The organism is Notoacmeibacter sp. MSK16QG-6, from assembly GCF_024158145.1.
In the GTDB taxonomy this organism is placed as follows: Bacteria; Pseudomonadota; Alphaproteobacteria; order Rhizobiales; family Rhizobiaceae; genus Notoacmeibacter.
Genome location: NZ_JAMYXM010000001.1, coordinates 45412 through 62959, shown reverse-complemented (window position 1 = coordinate 62959; position 17548 = coordinate 45412). Strand labels below are relative to the sequence as shown.

At 58.2% G+C, this 17548-nt stretch carries 13 protein-coding genes; 8 read left to right on the top strand and 5 right to left on the bottom strand.

The annotated features are described in order from the left end of the window. Positions 1-116: 116 nt before the first annotated feature. Both NIM86_RS00280 and prfB read left to right on the top strand, forming a co-directional pair. Complete coding sequence (locus NIM86_RS00280) at positions 117-2567, top strand: penicillin-binding protein 1A (RefSeq protein ID WP_253378219.1); 2451 nt, start codon at positions 117-119, stop codon at positions 2565-2567. 121 nt (positions 2568-2688) lie between these two features. Further along, positions 2689-3805 (top strand): peptide chain release factor 2 gene (prfB, locus tag NIM86_RS00275; protein WP_253378218.1). Its coding sequence is split into 2 segments (ribosomal slippage): positions 2689-2757 and positions 2759-3805, totalling 1116 coding nucleotides; the frame shifts between segments, so codons are not numbered across the junction. A gap of 28 nt (positions 3806-3833) precedes the next feature. On the opposite strand, the gene NIM86_RS00270 is transcribed toward prfB, so the two are convergent. Continuing rightward, positions 3834-5060, bottom strand: coding sequence for a M23 family metallopeptidase (locus NIM86_RS00270; protein WP_253378217.1), 1227 nt, complete (start codon positions 5058-5060; stop codon positions 3834-3836). Positions 5061-5479: 419 nt separating this feature from the next. Here NIM86_RS00270 and NIM86_RS00265 point away from each other — a divergent pair, with 419 nt between their 5' ends. Continuing rightward, positions 5480-6751, top strand: coding sequence for a diguanylate cyclase (locus NIM86_RS00265; protein ID WP_253378216.1), 1272 nt, complete (start codon positions 5480-5482; stop codon positions 6749-6751). A gap of 53 nt (positions 6752-6804) precedes the next feature. Here NIM86_RS00265 and NIM86_RS00260 read toward each other — a convergent pair whose 3' ends face one another. Further along, on the bottom strand, positions 6805-7272 hold the full coding sequence (locus tag NIM86_RS00260) for a peroxiredoxin (RefSeq protein ID WP_253378215.1): 468 nt from the start codon (positions 7270-7272) through the stop codon (positions 6805-6807). A 348-nt stretch (positions 7273-7620) separates the two neighbouring features. Between NIM86_RS00260 and NIM86_RS00255 the strand changes: the two genes are divergently transcribed. Beyond that, positions 7621-10686 (top strand): DUF3971 domain-containing protein, encoded by a 3066-nt coding sequence (locus NIM86_RS00255; RefSeq protein WP_253378214.1) that lies wholly within the window; start codon positions 7621-7623, stop codon positions 10684-10686. Between the two features lie 3 nt (positions 10687-10689). Here NIM86_RS00255 and tyrS read toward each other — a convergent pair whose 3' ends face one another. After that, on the bottom strand, positions 10690-11943 hold the full coding sequence (gene tyrS, locus NIM86_RS00250; protein ID WP_256478305.1) for a tyrosine--tRNA ligase: 1254 nt from the start codon (positions 11941-11943) through the stop codon (positions 10690-10692). Positions 11944-12017: 74 nt separating this feature from the next. On the opposite strand from tyrS, the gene NIM86_RS00245 reads away from it, so the two are divergent. Continuing rightward, positions 12018-13163, top strand: a complete 1146-nt coding sequence (locus NIM86_RS00245; RefSeq protein ID WP_253378213.1) for an anhydro-N-acetylmuramic acid kinase — start codon at positions 12018-12020, stop codon at positions 13161-13163. Here NIM86_RS00245 and NIM86_RS00240 read toward each other — a convergent pair. After that, positions 13160-13438 (bottom strand): hypothetical protein, encoded by a 279-nt coding sequence (locus NIM86_RS00240; protein ID WP_253378211.1) that lies wholly within the window; start codon positions 13436-13438, stop codon positions 13160-13162. The two genes, NIM86_RS00245 and NIM86_RS00240, sit on opposite strands and share 4 nt — an antisense overlap. A gap of 143 nt (positions 13439-13581) precedes the next feature. Continuing rightward, a complete protein-coding gene (locus NIM86_RS00235; RefSeq protein WP_253378210.1) occupies positions 13582-14256 on the bottom strand; it encodes an alpha/beta hydrolase in 675 nt (224 codons plus the stop codon). Between the two features lie 205 nt (positions 14257-14461). On the opposite strand from NIM86_RS00235, the gene NIM86_RS00230 reads away from it, so the two are divergent. The 3 genes from NIM86_RS00230 (at position 14462) to NIM86_RS00220 (ending at position 17507) form a co-directional block, all read left to right on the top strand. After that, positions 14462-15634: a cysteine desulfurase family protein gene (locus tag NIM86_RS00230; protein ID WP_253378209.1), complete on the top strand. Its 1173-nt coding sequence runs from the start codon at positions 14462-14464 to the stop codon at positions 15632-15634. A gap of 143 nt (positions 15635-15777) precedes the next feature. Continuing rightward, positions 15778-17316, top strand: a complete 1539-nt coding sequence (gene sufB, locus NIM86_RS00225; RefSeq protein ID WP_253378208.1) for a Fe-S cluster assembly protein SufB — start codon at positions 15778-15780, stop codon at positions 17314-17316. Continuing rightward, positions 17313-17507: a hypothetical protein gene (locus tag NIM86_RS00220; RefSeq protein WP_253378207.1), complete on the top strand. Its 195-nt coding sequence runs from the start codon at positions 17313-17315 to the stop codon at positions 17505-17507. Before sufB ends, NIM86_RS00220 begins: the two co-directional genes overlap by 4 nt. Positions 17508-17548: the final 41 nt, after the last annotated feature.

Genomic DNA, 17548 nt, shown 5'->3' with positions numbered 1-17548 from the left:
GGGGGACGAATGGGTCGGCACAGGCGCATTTGGCTTGCCGACCGTGCAAAGAAGTGGCCAAGGCTGTAGTTTGGCGCGGCTAGCGGGCTGTCGGAACCTTCCGGGGACAGAGAGTAATGATTCGAATCATCGGGTATTTTTTTGGGATCGGCATCGTTCTGGCGCTGGCTGTGGCTGGCGCGGTGGCGATTTTCATTACCCATGTCAGTTCCGATCTGCCCGACTATGAGGTTCTGGCGAACTATCAGCCGCCGGTAACGACCCGCGTTCACGCCGCCAATGGCGAGCTCATGGCCGAATATGCGCGCGAGAGGCGCTTGTTTCTCCCGATTGCAGCCGTGCCCGACCGTGTGAAAGCGGCATTCCTTTCCGCCGAGGACAAGAATTTCTATACGCATCCGGGTCTGGACGTTCAGGGGCTGTTGCGCGCCATCATCAACAATCTGCGCAACGGAACCCGGCAGGGCGCATCGACCATTACCCAACAGGTCGCCAAGAATTTCCTGCTGACGACCGAACAGACATACGAACGCAAAGTGAAAGAGGCGATCCTCGCCTTCCGCATCGAGCAGGCCTATTCGAAAGACCGCATCCTCGAACTCTATCTCAACGAAATTTTTCTCGGCTTCGGCTCGTACGGTATCGCGGGAGCGGCACTGGCTTATTTCGATAAGAGCGTGAACGAATTGACGGTCGCCGAGGCGGCTTATCTGGCTGCGCTGCCCAAGGCGCCGAACAACTATCACCCCTTCCGCTATCGCGATCGCGCCGTCGATCGCCGCAACTGGGTTATCAGCCAGATGCTGGCAAATGGGTATATCACGCAGCGCGAGGCGAACGAGGCGCGGGCCTCGGAGCTCGGTGTGCGGGGACGCCCATCGCGATATACCTATCTCTTTGCCGGCGAATATTTCACCGAGGAAGTGCGCCGCGAAATCATCGACCGTTATGGCGTCGACGAACTCTACGAGGGCGGCCTGTCGGTTCGAACCACCATCGACCCGGAACTGCAGAAACTCGCCCGCACTTCGATGCAGAAGGGCTTGATCGATTTCGACATCAAGCGTGGCTATCGCGGCCCGGTGAAAACGATTGAATTCGACGGTGACTGGGGCGGACCGCTTTCGAAGGTCGAGGGCCTCTATGACGTGCCGGAATGGAAGCTGGCGGTCGTTCTGGAAGCCGGTGACGCCTCCGTCGAGATCGGACTGGACCCTGACCGCAAGGATGATGGCTCCATCGTTGAGAAGCGTGTAACCGGCACGATTGCCAAGGATGACATGAAATGGGCGCTCCGGCACAAGGTCGACGGCGCCATGAAGAATGCCAGCTCTCCCGCTGGCGTTCTGAAACGAGGCGACGTTGTCTTCGTGGAGAAGAAGGCCGAAGGCGAGAACGCCTACAGGTTGCGCCAACCGCCGGAAATCGAAGGCGCGATGGTGGCAATGGACCCGCATACCGGCCGCGTTCTGGCCATGGTAGGCGGCTTCTCCTTTGCCGATAGCGAATTCAACCGCGCGACACAGGCCATGCGCCAGCCCGGTTCGTCCTTCAAACCCATCGTCTATGCTGCGGCGCTGGACAATGGTTACACACCGGCTTCCGTCGTCATGGATGCGCCGATCTCGATACGAAGCGGCAACACGATCTGGGAGCCGAAAAATTACGGCGGTAAATCCGCCGGTCCGTCCACATTGCGTCTCGGTATCGAGCGCAGTCGCAATCTGATGACGGTACGGCTGGCCAAGGACATGGGCATCAAGCTTGTCGCCGAATATGCCGAACGCTTTGGCGTGTACGACAAAATGGGCCTTTATCTGCCCAACTCCCTCGGTTCGTCCGAGACCACGGTTATGCGCATGGCGACGGCCTATTCCATCATGGCGAATGGCGGCAAGCAGATCCGTCCATCGCTGATCGACCGCATCCAGGATCGCTACGGCAAGACGGTCTACAAGCACGATCAGCGCGGCTGCGATGGCTGCACTGCGGAGCAGTGGAACGGCCAGTCGGAACCGGAGCTGATCGACAATCGCGATCAGATGCTCGATCCGATGACCGCCTATCAGATCACCTCCATGATGGAGGGGGTCGCCCAGCGCGGCACCGCTGCCAAACTCGCCGATATCGGTTTTCCCGTAGCGGGCAAGACGGGCACGACCAATGATGAGAAAGATGCCTGGTTCGTCGGCTTCACGCCGGATCTCGTTGTAGCGCTTTACCTCGGATACGATCAGCCAAGGCCGATGGGCAAAGGTTCGACCGGTGGCGGCCTTGCCGTGCCCATTTTCAAGGACTTCATGACCAAGGCTCATGAAGGCAAGCCGAATGTGGACTTCAAAGTGCCTGAAGGCATGTTGATGATACCGATCGATCGTCGGTCCGGAATGCGGGTTGCCGGTGGCAGTGGCGGCAACGTCATTATCGAAGCGTTCAAGCCGGGCACGGGACCGGCCGATGTCTACAGTGTCATCGGCATGGAAACGGCGGCGCGGGTCGATACGCCGCGCAGCGTATCCCGCGAGTCCCGGCAGATCATTCAATCCGCAGGCGGCGGCCTTTACTAGCCCTCCGATTGCCACTTTACAGGCCGCCTTGGCTGATTATGTTGCGCGGCGACGCTAGACGAGGCTGCCCCCTTGGGCTGCCTTTTCATGGAAACCATTGATCGGGAAGGATGCTCACGCCATGCGCGCAGAGACCGAAACTCTCGTTGACGAGATCAGGCAGGCCCTCAGCCTGCTGAGGAGGCATCTTTGACTGGGATGCAGCCCAAAAACGCCTTGGCTATCTGAACAGTCGGGCCGAAGACCCTTCCTTATGGGACGATCCCGCAGAAGCGCAGAAATTAATGCGCGAACGCCAGACGCTTGAAGAAAATATCGCCTCTATCAACCGTATCCAGCAGACGCTGGACGACAGTATCGAGCTGATCGAATTGGGCGAGATGGAAGGCGACGACACAATTGTTCGTGAGGCGGAGAACGCGATCTCTGACCTGCAGGGCGAGATTGAAAAACGCCGGATCGAGACACTTCTCTCAGGCGAGATGGATCAGTCGGACGCCTTTCTCGAAGTTCATGCCGGAGCTGGCGGCACAGAAAGCCAGGACTGGGCCAACATGCTGCTACGCATGTACACCCGATGGGCCGAGAAGCGCGGCTTCAAGGTCGAAGTGCAGGACATCTCTTACGGCGAGGAAGCGGGTATCAAGGGCGCTACGCTCCTGATCAAGGGCGAAAAAGCCAATGGCTGGCTGAAGACCGAGAGCGGTGTGCACCGTTTGGTGCGCATCTCGCCGTACGATTCCAATGCGCGACGCCACACCTCGTTTTCGTCCATCGGTGTCTATCCGGTCATTGACGACAATATTGAGATCGAGATTCAGGACAAGGATATCCGGATCGATACGTTCCGCTCGTCGGGTGCAGGCGGCCAGCACGTCAACACGACTGACTCGGCCGTGCGTATCACTCACGCGCCGACAGGTATCGTCGTGACATCGTCGGAGAAGAGCCAGCATCAAAACCGGGCGAATGCCATGAAAGCCCTTCGCGCACGTCTCTACGACCTGGAGATGAAGAAGCGTGAAGACGCGGCCATGGCAGAACATGACGCCAAGACCGATATCGGCTGGGGCCACCAGATCCGGTCCTATGTTCTGCAGCCCTATCAGTTGGTCAAAGACTTGCGGACGGGGGTGGAGAGCACCAACCCGTCAGAGGTCCTGGACGGCACGCTGGATGAATTCATGGAAGCGGCGCTGGCAGGTAAGGTTGTAGGCGAGGTCGAGGACGTCGAATAGACGCCGGGTACGACCCAGACGTTTCTGACTACAACAGTTCAGCCACCGTCTCGCCCGCTTTGAGAAAGCGTAGCGGATTGATGGCGTCGCCATGGCGGCGGACTTCGTAGTGCAGGTGCGGGCCGGTGGAACGGCCTGTCGAGCCGACCTTCCCGACGGTCATGCCCCGTTGGACTGCCTGCCCGACCTTCACAGTCACCCGGCTCATATGAGCGTAGCGGGTGCTGAGACCATCGGCATGTCTGATTTCGACCATGCGGCCATAACCGCCGTTACGTCCGGCCTTGACGACAACGCCATCAGCCGTGGCCAGGATGGGTAGACCCCGCGGCGCGCTGAAATCCAGACCGGAATGCATGGCACGCCGTCCGAGAATCGGATCTTTTCTGACGCCGAACCGGGATGAAATCGGCTGGTCGGGAAGAGGATTGGCGAGGGGAATGGAAACCGCCGTCTTTTTGACGTCGACATAGCGGTTAAGGGCGATGTCGAGACGCTCGACCATGGTACCGAACGTATCATCGCGCTGGTCGTCCAAAACGGGTTCGAATGGTCCGCCCATGCCGGCATAAGACGGTTCGGCATCGGTAGTGACGCCGACTTCGTCAAGAGCGGCGTTTAGCAAAGTCGTTGCAGCCTCGGCCTTATCTCCCACGACCCCGATCTCTCGAATTTGCTGATTCTCCATGTCCGTCAGCGAATGTTGAAGCGCGACGAAAGCGATGTCAGCGCGGTCGGCGAGGGAGAGCGGCGCCTTGAGTTCGGTAGCGGCGATAAGAGGTTGGGTTGGAGAAGGCGCCATCGCCTGGCGATCTGGCCGGGCCTGCGGCAGTGGCACGGAGCCGGTGGTGACGCCGAATTCACGAAGCAGTGGCGCGATCTTCGCTGAGCGGCTCGCAAGAATATCCTGCCGTTCCATCAGCTGCGTCATACGCATTTCGACAAGGTTCTGGTCGAGCATCTGTCGGCTGGTTATGCGATCGACCTGCCGGCGAAGCGCCGAGATGCGATCCTCATATGCGTATTCGAGATGCGCCTGCCGCCCGGCTTTGCCCGCGATGAGATCGTCACGAACGACAAGATAGGCGGTCGAGGCAAGGTAGCCGATGGCAAGGGCAGAGCCGAGAAAAATCACGCCAAACCGGCCGCGGAGCGTCAATTGAAACTGCCGGATCGTGCCGTCATGGGAGATGATGACGGCCGATGTCTTGCGCTTCTTCGAAATGGCAGCTTGAGAGCTATCCGCCGGGAGCATATCCGTCGCCTATGAAAGAAAATCTGGCACAAGTATCATTCTGTTAAGCTTAAAAAACGGTTTAGGACGTTGCGTGTAGAGACCCCTCCGGCTGAAATTTTACGTCCGCCATAGGCCCGCTGAGCCAGCGAATATTTCTGCAGCCGAGCTGCCCTCGGCCACCGCCAATTCAGGGAAATGATTTGCCGCGATCTGTGTAATTCACAGCGTAGAATAAACCACCGATCAAATGAGATGAATCATTCCGGGACGATTTATTTGAATGATTTAACAATTGGGTGAAGACCTTCGGCTAATATGAAAATATTCATGCAGGGGCGCGGATTTTGTAATTCGGTGATTGAGCTATGGCCCGATTGAATTGGATAAAAAAGAGCCCATTCCGGACGCGGTCGCTACGCACGTGGATCATTATTGCGATGGCGATGGCTTTTTTGCCGGTAGCCTTCGCAGCAGGCGGCGGATTTCTTCTTCTGCATCACGGCGTCATCGCACCTGTTGATGACGTGGCGGACCGGCAGCGGAGGCAAATCACGCCGCTTCAAAGGCTCAATATTCTGATTTGGGACGCGGTCATTCCGGTCGACGAACATTTGGAAGATCCGAACACCGCGCATTTGAACGGCTATCGAAATTTTCGTGAGGAAATCGAGACAGAGTTTGCGAGGGTGATGGGCGCCGTCGGCGATATCCCCTCCGTTCAGGCGCTCATCGAACGTGCCCGCCAGTCCTGGACCGACGCTGACGATATTGCCGGCCGACTTCTGTCTATAGGCTCACCCGATCACTCATCCGAAACCGCTGCGGCTTTTTCCCGCTTCCACGGTTCGATCATGACCACCTCTGACAGGCTTCAGGCGGCTTACAGACAGCTTGGCGAAAAGATCGATCAGGATCACGATATGGCGATCCTGTGGTATGAACGGTCGATATGGCTGTCGACCATTGCCGCAGGCATCGCTTTGCTCGCCATACTCGGTGGCGTCCTTATGATCGGTCGCGTTCTAAAACGCAGCGTTGACCGTCTGGTCGAAGGCGCGGCCCGGTTTGCCGAGGGTGACCGCAGCCACCGGATCGAAGTCGCCGTACCGCCGGAACTGAACCGCGTCGCGGAAGAATTCAATTACATGATCGGCCGGATCGATGAATCGGAACGAGCGCTTTCGGATCTGGCGCATGTGGACAGCCTGACCGGTATATCGAACCGCCGTGCATTCGATACGGCATTCACCGAAGCGCTTTCTCGGCATATTCGCACTGGCGTCCCGGCGTCCTTGCTGGCGCTCGACTTGGACCATTTTAAGCATGTGAACGACACATGGGGCCACGCCGCTGGCGACGAAGTTCTTCGGGCCATCACAAAGGTCATGATCGACAACGCGCGCCCAACCGATCGTGTGTTCAGGATGGGCGGAGAAGAATTTTGTGTGCTTGTTTCGGAAACATCGGCGGAAGAAGCCATGCATCTTGCGGAGCGTCTGCGCTCGGCAATCGAAAAAACAACGGTCCGGTTTGATGCGGAGCAGATTCGCGTCACCGTCAGCATCGGCATTGCCGAACTGACACGAAGTGCCGATCGCGAAGGCATGCTGATCGCGGCCGATCAGGCGCTCTACAAGGCCAAGTCGGAGGGTCGTAACCGCATAGTCGTTTACGACGATACGATCGAGATGGATGAAAACGCCGCCTGAGGCGGATATCCATCCACCGGTTTGGATCTGCTGGCTAACTAAACTTCTATGTCTCAGGCCGACTCGACTGCGGCCAGCACGGCCTCGGCATGACCGGGAACCTTCACCTTCCACCAGCTCTCCAGCACCGTGCCATCTTCACCAACGAGAACGGTGCTGCGCTGAACGCCCATATATTTGCGTCCATACATGCTCTTCTCGACCCAGACTCCATAGGTTTCCAGCACTTTTTTCTCTTCATCCGAAGCGAGGATGACGTCCAGCTCATGCTTGTCTCGAAACTTCGCGTGCTTTTTGACATTGTCCGGTGAGATGCCGACAACGACCGCGCCGTGACCGGAGAACTCGTCTTTCAGCGCAGTGAAGGCGAGCGCTTCAGCGGTGCATCCCGATGTGTCGTCTTTCGGATAAAAGAACAAAACAACCTTTTTGCCCCGATGCTCTGCAAGCGAAAAATCAGCCCCACCGTCTGTAGGTAAGGTGAAGTCCGGTGCGGTGTCGCCCTTCTGCGGAAATGTCATAGCTTCGCCTCTCTTTTGACATAGCGCTGTTCCGGTCCGATACAGGAGCGGACGTGCGAGGTCCACGGGGCAAAGTTGAACACAACGCTTGGGGAGAAAGAGGCCGCCGGGGAGGGTTCACGGTCCAGATCGCTACCGGCGCGATTCAGGCGGATTGCGCTTTTCGTTTTGCTCGCATCGCTCAGCCTATGCATAGCCGCCATCATCAGTTTGTGGTTTGTCGTCCAAAGCGATTACGGCCGAGAGCGCATCGCGGCGGAAACGAATCAACTTCTTCGTCGCGCGATCGCGCAACCAGTGGCCATGCGGATCGGCAGGATTGATTTGGGTCTGCGCGACGGATGGCGTTTGGCTGTCCATCTCCGCGATGTGGCATTGCTGGCGCCCGAAAGTCCCGTTCCTCTCGCTTCTCTGCAGACACTCGACCTCATGCTGTCACCCGCCGCGCTTCTGCAGGGCAGACTTTCGCTGTCCAGTCTGGCGTTGGAAGGGGGGCGTATCGAGGCGGGGCTTCTCGGACAAAGCGATTCCATCGATCCGCTCGCGCCAATCCGAAATGACGCTGGCCAGATCGACCCCGATCGAGCAACCAGTCTTGTGATGCAATCGGTCCGCTTTCTGGACCGCCGCGCGGACGATCTCGGCCTTCGCCGTATCGGTTTAAAGAACGTAACGATTGCGCACGGTTTGCTTGAACTGCGCGTTTCTGAATCCAGCATTCGTCGAAAAAGAGATCGGAACAGCGGACTGACGATGGAGGCGGTGACTGCCGTTCATAACGTCACGGAAACGCTGCGATACGATGTTGCGATCCGAGCTGATGCGACGTTCGATAGCGATCGCCGGATCAAACTGCTTAAAGCCAATCTCGATCTTCCGGATTTTGACCTGCAGCCATCCGCGCGCAGCCGCCTTGATATGAATAGCGTTGGCGTCGAACTGGAGGCCACAGAGATAGGGGCGCAGGAGCCTGGCCGTTTGATGGCGACCGTATCCGCCGATCACTTCGAACTGACTCCGAGACCTCATGAGCCCGTCAGCGGATCGTTCTCACTGACGGTTCGCATGGGCGAGGGAAGCGGAAAAGCGGAGTTCGACGATGGTTTCGTCCGCATAGGCGAAACTCATCTGCCGCTCGACGGCGCGGTCGGTCCCAGCCCGCTCCGTAGCGATGAGGGCACGCCGCTTTATCGTTTCGAATTGATCTCCAACGGGGCCTCGATAAACGCCGTCGACACAGGATTGCCGGCGCTTGAGGGTAATTTCCTGCTACGCGGCAATTACGATCCTCTTTTGAAGATTGCATCCGGCGGCCGCATGGCGATCAATTGGCCGGGAGGCAAAGCTGAGGGCTGGGTGGCGCTGGCGATTGCCGATCCGCCCTTTCTAGGCATGTCGCTGGAAACCGATGAATTGGCTTCTGTCGATCTAAAGCGGCTCTGGCCCTACACGGTGGCTCCGAAAAGCCGCGCATTCGTTCTGGAAAACCTTCAAAAAGGCTCTGGTCGGAGCGTCAAGCTCGACGTGGCCGCGCCTTTGCCGCAGCTTCTCGATCCGGAGTCCCGCCACACAAAAGACGAGCTGAAGCTTGCCATGCGTATGGATGGCGTATCCATCGCTCTGCCGGACGATTTGCCAAACATTGAGAATGCAGCCGGCACGATCAAGCTGGAGGGAACGACGGCTGAAATCCTGGTCGAGCACGGATCGGGCGAGGTCGGCGGAGAACGGCTCGAACTGGGATCGACCCGATTGGATATACCGGACACCAAGGCGAAGCCACTGCGTAGCCAACTCTCTGTATCGGCAACCGGCGATGGCGGAGCGCTCGCCCGGATCGCGCAGTCGGAACCGATCAATGCCCCGCTGCCAATCGCGCCTGAACGCCTCTCTGGCATGGCGACTGCCAATGTCGAGGCCGACCTCATTCTTGGGCCGACGCTGGGGCAACCGTCGGTCAGTGCTTTCGCCGTCAGTGCCGAGTTTGAGAATGCCTCTCTAGACGGCGAGTATGACGGCCACACTGTCGCAGATGCTGATGGAACGCTGTTTGTCGATCCGACCGGGTTGACGCTTCGGCTCCAAGGAAAGCTCGATGATCTGGAGGCCAGCCTCGACCTAAAGCAGGCCAGGGACCAGCCGATGGAGTTCGCCGTTCGCGCGAAGCTCGATGAAAAAGGGTTGAACCGGATTGCGCCTGCTCTGACCGATTATATGAACGGCACCGTGCATGCCGAAATGACGTTGGCGCCAGATGGCGTGCAGGACGTTTCGCTCGATCTCAAGGATGCCGCTCTTGCGGTTTCGCCCATCGGTTGGTCGAAAGGCCTGGGCGTTCCAGGTAAGGCCGCCTTCAGGCTGGAGACGAAGACCGACACGACCCGCATATCGAATTTTAACCTTCAGGCCGGCGCGACTCGGCTTGAGGGGAAGATGACATTGCGCGACGGGGGTTTGGAGAGCGCCGACTTTCCGGTTCTTGCCTTGAATGAAAACGACGATGCCCGTCTGTCGCTCCGGCGAGACGGCAAAACCATGCGCATCACGATACGTGGACCGCGCCTCGATGCTCGCCCTATTGTTAGAATTCTGACATCGCCGGCATCGGAAAAGCCGAAAACTTCACAGGACGGCGAGACGCGGTTGGCCGATCGGGTCGAACTCGATGCTCTGGTTGGAACGCTGAGTGGGTTCGGTGAAGAGGCGCTGCGCAATGCGAAGATCACTTTCAGCGGGACGTCAGACGAACCTGATCATGCCGTTCTCAGCGCGGTGTTCAAAAGTGGTAAGCGCGTCGCCTTCACCTATGAACGGCAGGCCAATCGCAAACTGCGGATAAAAAGTGGCGACGCTGGCGCTTTGCTTCGTTTCACGGACCTCTACGGTAAGGTCTCGGGCGGGCGGATCGATGCGCTGATGACGGGTGGTGCGGCGCAGCCCATGACCGGAACTGTCGATCTTTCCGACTTCCTGATTGTCAACGAGCCGCGGCTGGAATCGCTGGCATCTCGTCCAGCAGGAGGCCAAAGTCTCAATCAGAGAGTCAATGGCAAGCTCGACACGCAATATGTCGCGTTCGAAAGCGGCAGCGTCAGTCTCGTCAAGTCAAAGAACCGTCTCGACGTTGCCAATGGGGTCGTGCGCGGGCCGCAAATCGGCATGATGTTCGAAGGGACTGTTTATGACGCTGAGGGGCGGATGAACATGACCGGCACCTTCATGCCAGCCTATGGCCTCAACCGGATTTTCGGAGAAATTCCGATCCTTGGCATGGTTCTCGGAAACGGCCGCGACAAGGGCCTGATCGGTGTGACTTACCGCTTGTCCGGCCTGGCGAAGGACCCCCAGTTGACCATCAATCCGCTTTCAGTGGTGGCGCCGGGGATATTCCGCTCCATTTTTGCCTTCCGCTGATCCCTACGAGCTCGGGACCACGAGTGCATGCCTCTTCTTACCGACGGATAACTTGATGTGACCCTCCGGTCCAAGGTCGTCGGCTGTGACTGTGCCGCGTTCGTCGGTCACAGGCCGATCGTTGAGCTTTAATCCGCCACCCTTGACCTGCCGGCGTGCTTCTCCGTTCGAACTGGCAAGGCCTGCGGTGACGAACAGCGACAGAATTCCGATACCGCCTTCAAGTTCGCTGCGTGATATCTCGATACGCGGCAGTGCTGAACCGGTCTGTCCTTCTTCAAACGTCCGCCGGGCAGTGTCGGCCGCCTCGTCTGCCGCATCTCGGCCATGCAGAAGCGTCGTCACTTCATTGGCCAGTACCTTCTTCGCTTCGTTGATCTCGGCGTCTTTCAAAGCGGCCAGCCGGGCGATCTCGTCCATCGGCAGCGTGGTATAGAGCTTCAGGAAGCGCTCGACATCGGCGTCTTCGGTATTCCGCCAGAATTGCCAGAAATCGTATGGAGAAAGCATATCGGCGTTGAGCCACACCGCGCCATCAGCCGTCTTGCCCATCTTGGCGCCAGAAGACGTGGTTAGAAGAGGCGAGGTGAGGGCATAGAGTTGCGGCGTGCCAAGCCTGTGGCCCAGATCGATTCCATTGACGATGTTGCCCCACTGGTCGGAGCCGCCCAATTGCAGCCGGCAGCCGTGACGACGGTTCAACTCGACGAAGTCGTAGGCCTGAAGGATCATGTAGTTGAATTCGAGAAATGACAGCGACTGCTCGCGCTCCAGCCGCATGCGCACCGAATCGAAAGAAAGCATCCTGTTGACGGAAAAGTGACGGCCCACATCCCGAAGAAATGGAACATACTCCAGGTCCATCAGCCATTCGGCGTTGTCGATCATCAGCGCGTCGGTCGGGCCGTCGCCGAATGAAAGGTAGTTCTCGAAGGCCTGGCGAATGCCGCTCAGATTGGCTGTAATCGTTTCGCTGGTCTGAAGCTTCCGCGCCTCGTCCTTGAAGGATGGATCGCCGATCATGCCCGTGCCGCCGCCCATCAGCGCGATTGGCTGGTGACCGGTTTGCTGCATCCAGCGCAACATCATAATCTGCATGAGCGAACCGACATGAAGGCTTTTGGCTGTCGGGTCGAAGCCGATATAAGCCGTCACCGTCTCGGTCGCGAAGAGATCGTCCAGCCCGGTCTCGTCGGATATCTGATGGATGAAGCCGCGTTCGGACATGATACGCAGGAAATCGGACTTGAAGGCCATAATGAATATTCCGGCTTGGGAGAAGAACCGCGCGCCGCTAGCGCGGCGTTCGCGGGCGCTTTAACACTGTCCGCATGAGCGAAACAAGAATCGGATGTGTCAGAACCGCCCTCGGCCTGATGAGCGGCACGTCGATGGATGGCATCGACATAGCGCTTGTCCGTTCGGACGGGCGCAGCGTGACGGAACGGGGGCCGAGCCACCTGTTTCCTTATGAGGCGAGTTTCCGCCGCCGTCTGGCGAGCGGTTTGGTCGAAGCCGAGGCGCTGACCGACCGTGACGACCGGCCGGGCGACCTTGCTGATCTGGAGCGCGAACTGACCGACCGTCATGCTTCATCGGTTGATTCATTTTGCCAGAGGTTCGGCTTAACTATCGAAGAAATAGACCTGATCGGCTTCCACGGCCAGACCGTGCTTCATCGACCCGAAAGGGCGTTGACAGTCCAACTCGGCGACGGCAAGCGACTGGCCGGATTGACGGGTATAGCGACGATTGCCGACATGCGCGCCAGCGATATGGTGCATGGCGGGCAGGGCGCGCCGCTCGTGCCGGCCTATCACTCTGCTCTAGCCAGTCTGCTTGGCGCTGATGACGAAACGATCGCCTTCGTCAATATTGGCGGGATCGCTAACGTCACCTTTGTCCGGCCAGGCGAACCGCCACTCGCTTTCGATTGCGGACCCGGCAATGCGCTGATCGATCAGTGGATGCAGGAGCAGGCGGGCATCGATTTTGACCAGAACGGCACGATCGCCAGCGAGGGCAGGGTAATCGATGGCGTTCTGAACGCCTATCTCAGCGATCCATTCTTTGAGAAAAACGGTCCGAAATCACTGGATCGAAACGATTTTACACTGGGCCATATGGCGGGCGTGGAATTGCACGATGGCGCAGCGACCCTCGCACGCCTCACCGCCACCGCAATTCTTGAAGCAGCCCATCTTGCCAAAGTCCGCCCCAAACGCTGGATAATAGCCGGGGGCGGCGCGCGTAACGCGGCGATCGTTCACGATCTGCGGAAAGCTGCCTCTCAGTCGACGGTGGAGACCGCAGAGCAATGCGGTCTGTCGGGCGACATGATGGAAGCGGAAGCCTGGGCTTACCTGGCGATAAGAAGCTTTGAGGGGCTCCCGCTGACATGGCCGACGACGACAGGTGTCGAAGCGCCGGTAACGGGCGGCGTTTTGCACCGGCCCGAGAAGATATCGCCCGGCTAATCGGCCACCGGTCTCGCGAGGCAGGGATCGAGAAGAACCTGCCCTTTGCCAATACGGTTCCAGCCGCCGGCGAACTGCACTGTTTCGCCTATTGTTCGGCCTTCACTGCTATAGGTGACGCACATCACCTGAATGGCCGCTTCATCGCACATGATGAGATATGCGAGCGCGCCGTCCCACTGCGAATCGACCAGCTTACCCTCTATGGTGAGTGAAAACCTGGCGTCGATGTCGGGCGCATGGTCGATCCAGTCACCAATGGTTCGGCACGTCACCGGAACGTCGGCTTAGCCCTCGGCGATACGAAATGGGCTGTCAGGATCTTGCCAGTCCTTATCGGCCGCTACGCTTGGACCAGCGGAGCAGATAAGGATCGAAAGAGTTCCGGCGAGCCGGACCCCCCGCGCCAGAAAAACCATCAGCGGATGCGTTTCGGTTTCGGCTGGGTCAGTTCTCCGTTCAGGCGGCGGTCGAGATATTCCGAGCAGCTTTCGATCAACTCGTCGTGATGGTTGGTATAGAAGTGGTTCGCACCCTCTATTTGCCTTTGTGTGATCGTGATGTGCTTCTGTGTGTGAAGTTTGTCGACAAGCGGTTGCACATCTTTTGGAGTCGATACGCGGTCGTCTGTTCCGTGAATAATCAGACCAGACGAGGGGCAAGGCGCCAGAAACGAAAAGTCGTAGAGATTGGGCTGTGGCGAAACGGAAATGAACCCCTCGATCTCCGGTCGGCGCATCAGAAGCTGCATGCCGATCCACGAGCCGAAGCTATAGCCTGCGATCCAGCAATGTTTGGAATCCGGATGCAGGCTCTGCACCCAGTCCAGAGCTGCCGCCGCATCGGACAGTTCACCGTCGCCATGATCGAATTGGCCCTGTGATCGTCCGATGGAGCGGAAGTTGAAACGCAGCGTCGTGAAGCCACGCTTTTGAAACATGTAGAACAGATCGTACACGATTTTGTTGTTCATCGTGCCGCCGAATTGTGGGTGCGGATGCAGCACCATGGCGATCGGGGCGTTTTTCTCCTTGGAAGGCTGGTAGCGTCCCTCGAGCCGACCGGCGGGGCCGGCGAAGATCACCTCTGGCATTTTTCACTCTTTCTCGAAATGCGTTTAATCCTGACATTCAGGCCATTGCTTCGCCTTGACGCCATCGGGCCGGCTTTCTAAAACACTTAGAACCATTCTAAGTGATTGTGGTAGCCGTCCGGTCGGGTGGCTAAATAGGACAGCCGAGGCCTATTTTTCAAGGAAATTACGGTGCGTTGGCCAGCATCGTGAAGAGATGGACGGAATGTCAGGCAGCAAAGCGCGCCTCTACATGGATTATAATGCCAGTGCGCCACTGCGGCCGCAGGCTTATGACGCCATGCTTGCCGCCCTTCTGATAGATGCAAATCCCTCTTCCGTACACACTGACGGCCGCGCAGCACGGTCGCTCGTCGACCAGTCGCGTCAGCAGATCGATTGCCTGTTCGGCGGACAGGCAAAACAGATGATTTTCACGTCGGGGGCCACCGAAGCTGCGAATTTCGTGTTGACTCCTGACTGGACGATGGGCCGCGCGCCGGTGCGCTTCTCTAAACTATATGTCGCCGCCAGCGCCCATCCCTGTCTTCTTTCGGGCGGCCGATTTGCTTTCGATGATGTCGTTCAGGTTCCCGTCACCGAACATGGCACGGTGGACCTCATTATCCTCGAAGATCTTCTGGACCGACACGATGCCGCGTCAGGCATGCCTTTGGTCGCCATGCCTGCAGCCTGCAACGAAACTGGCGTCATGCAGCCGCTGACCGAACTGGCCTCGCTTGTCCGCGCCAAAGGCGGAACGCTCGTTGTCGATGCGGTCCAGATGGCGGGCCGGCTGCCGATCGATCTTTCAAATCCGGCAGGCGACTATTTCATCTTGTCCGCGCACAAGCTTGGTGGACCACGCGGAATCGGCGCTCTGGTCGCCTTGTCTGATCTTATGATGCCGCGACCGCTCATTACGGGTGGCGGGCAGGAAAAAGGCCACCGCGCCGGAACGGAAAATACTGTTGGGATCGCCGGCTTCGGCGCTGCCGTGCAGGCTGCGCTTATCGATATGGCCGAGGAGCGCTGGGCCGATACCGTAGTCCAGCGAGATCGTTTCGAGGCTGAACTCCGGATGCTATGCCCTTCGGCGATCATCCACGGCGATGCGGTACAGCGGCTTCCCAACACGAGCTTCTTCAGTTTGCCCGGAATAAAGGCGGAAACCGCACAGATTGCGCTCGATCTGGATGGCATTGCCGTTTCCGCGGGTTCGGCCTGCTCCTCAGGAAAGGTTGGACCAAGCCACGTTCTTGAGGTCATGAATGCGGAACGCGTTGACGGGGCATTGCGGGTGTCTCTCGGCCTCGACGCAAGCGACGCCGATATCGACCGGCTTTTGCAGAGCCTGCAACGCCTTTTGAAGCGAAGCAAAACGGCAAGAGCAGCCTGAACGGCCGCTTCGAATTACGCCGCCTGCCGCTTTCATTCGCGGTGGCGGCACACTAAATGGACGGATCAGACCGTCTGCAATGCCTGGCCGACGCCAGGCCCCAACCGCCGGGCCTTGACCCCGGCGAGGAATGGAGAACGACCATGCCTGCTGTGCAGGAGACGATCGAGCAGGTCCGCACGCTTGACGTGGACCAATATAAGTACGGCTTTCAGACCGACATCGAGAGCGAGAAAGCCCCGAAGGGTCTGTCCGAAGATATCATTCGCCTGATCTCGCAGAAGAAGGGCGAGCCTGAGTGGATGCTCCAATGGCGGCTCGAGGCTTACAAGCGCTGGCTTTCCATGGAGGAGCCGGACTGGGCGCGAGTCAGTTATCCGAAAATCGATTTTCAGGACATTCATTACTACGCCGCTCCGAAAAGCTTCAAGGAAGGGCCGAAAAGCCTCGATGAAGTCGATCCCGAGATATTAAAGACCTACGAAAAGCTCGGTATCCCATTGAAAGAGCAGGAAATTCTCGCCGGTGTCCGCCGGGCCGATGAGCCGAGCCAATTGAACGGCGATAGCGATGATGACATCTCCGAAGCGCCCTATGGCAAGGGCCGCGTGGCGGTCGACGCCGTTTTCGATTCCGTATCGGTCGCGACCACCTTCAAGAACGAGCTGAAGAAAGCCGGCGTGATTTTCATGCCAATCTCCGAGGCGATCCGCGAACATCCTGAGCTGGTCAAAAAATACATCGGCTCTGTCGTGCCACAGGGCGACAACTACTATGCCGCACTAAACAGCGCCGTCTTTACCGATGGCTCCTTCGTCTTCGTGCCGAAGGGCGTTCGCTGTCCGATGGAGCTGTCCACCTATTTTCGCATCAACGAGCAGAACACCGGCCAGTTCGAACGGACGCTCATCATCGCCGAGGAAGGAGCCTACGTTTCCTACCTGGAAGGATGCACCGCGCCGCAACGCGATGAAAATCAGCTTCATGCCGCAGTGGTCGAACTTATCGCCATGGACGATGCGGAGATCAAATACTCTACCGTTCAGAACTGGTATCCCGGCGATAAGGAAGGCAAGGGCGGCATCTACAATTTCGTCACCAAACGTGGCGACTGCCGTGGCGCGCGCAGCCATATTTCATGGACGCAGGTCGAAACCGGCTCGGCCATCACCTGGAAATACCCGTCCTGCATTCTGCGCGGCGATGACAGCCGTGGCGAGTTCTATTCGATTGCGGTGTCCAACGGTCATCAGCAGATCGATAGCGGCACCAAGATGATCCATATTGGCAAGAACACGACCAGCCGGATCATCAGCAAGGGTATCTCCGCCGGTAACAGCCAGAACACCTATCGCGGTCAGGTCTCCGTGCTGCGTAAAGCAGGAGACGCCCGCAATTTCACACAGTGCGACAGCCTTCTGATCGGCAATGAGTGCGGCGCGCATACGGTGCCTTACATCGAGGCGAAAAATGCCTCGGCCCGGCTTGAGCACGAGGCGACGACTTCGAAAATCTCCGAGGATCAGCTCTTCTACGTGATGCAGCGCGGCATTCCGGAAGAAGAGGCAATCGCGCTTATCGTCAATGGCTTCGTCAAGGACGTTATCCAGGAACTGCCGATGGAATTCGCGGTCGAAGCGCAAAAGCTGATCGGGATTAGTCTTGAGGGGAGCGTTGGGTGAGTTCGGTCGAAAGCCTACACACCCGTCTTGCCGAAATCGATCGGCTGATCGAAGAAGCTCGCTCGAATGCAGCGCGCGATATCAAAGAAGGCGCGGACCACCAGGTCGAACGCGATCTTGCCGATCTCGTGAAAGAGCGCGAGGCGCTTCTGCTGGACATCGAAACTCAGAATGGCGCTGGCACGCGCTGAAAATTTACGGCGGCATAGCCCGTCTGACTAATTTGAAACGG